General features: G+C 63.0%; 2 protein-coding genes. Both read left to right on the forward strand.

What is annotated here, in order from left to right; genetic code table 11:
* A partial coding sequence (locus tag EN884_RS36750) for a cob(I)yrinic acid a,c-diamide adenosyltransferase (protein WP_128361168.1) occupies positions 1–378 on the forward strand: 378 nt, incomplete at its 5' end.
* 28 nt (positions 379–406) lie between these two features.
* On the forward strand, positions 407–1,078 hold a 672-nt coding region (locus EN884_RS36755), incomplete at its 3' end, for a rhomboid family intramembrane serine protease (protein WP_164895452.1).

Raw genomic sequence — 1,078 nt, forward strand, 5'->3', positions numbered from 1 at the left:
GATCTGTTCGATCTCGGCGCCGATCTCGCCGTACCCGACGACGGCAAGCCGCTCGGCTATGAGCCGCTTCGCATCGTCGCCGTGCAGACCGACCGGGTCGAAAAGGACATCGACCTTCTCAACAAGGAGCTTCAGCCGCTCAAATCCTTCGTGCTCAATGGCGGCACAGCGGCGGCGGCGGCACTTCACCTTGCCCGCACCGTGGCAAGGCGAGCCGAAAGGCTGATGGTCGCACTGGCCCAGGACCCGAACGAGCACGTCAACCGCGACGGTCTGAAATACATCAACCGCGTCTCGGATTTCCTGTTTGTCGCCGCCCGGGCGGTCAATGACAACGGAAACGCCGACGTGCTATGGGTTCCCGGCAAGAACCGCTGATTGTCGAAAGCGGAAGAGGGCCTGGGGCATGTTCATCCCGCTTTACGACACCAACAGGCTGCGCCACATCCGCCTGCAATATGTGACCATCGGGCTGATCGTGGCCAACGCCCTGGTCTACCTCGCCACCGCGCTCGGCGGCGAGAGTTTCTCCAATGCCGCCGTGCTTGGTCTCGGCTTCATCCCGTCGGTCGTCCATGACACCGCCGAGCTCGATCCCCGTTTTATCGTCATCCCCGAAAGCCTGAGCTACCTCACCTATTCCTTCCTGCATGCCGACATCTTCCACCTCGGCGGCAACATGCTGTTCCTGTGGGTGTTCGGCGACAATGTCGAGGACGCGCTCGGTCACATCCGCTACCTCATCTTCTACCTGTTGTGCGCGATCGCCGGCGCCGCCTTCCAGGGCCTCGTCGCCTGGGACTCGCAGGTGCCGCTGATCGGTGCCTCGGGCGCCATCGCCGGCGTGGTCGTCGCCTATCTGATCCTTTATCCCAGGGTGAAGGTCTGGGTGTTGGCCTTCGCCCGCATCCCGCTGCGCATTCCGGCCTTCATCCCGCTCATCCTGTGGGTCCTCTTCCAGGTGGTGATGTTTGCCGCCGGCGGCGAGGATCAGATCTCCTGGGCCTGCCATATCGGCGGCATCATCGCCGGCGGCAAACATCACCACCTGGAAGAGGACCCACAGGATGAGCGGGAT

The sequence above is a fragment of the Mesorhizobium sp. M7A.F.Ca.AU.001.01.1.1 genome (assembly GCF_004022735.1).
GTDB lineage: Bacteria > Pseudomonadota > Alphaproteobacteria > Rhizobiales > Rhizobiaceae > Mesorhizobium > Mesorhizobium ciceri.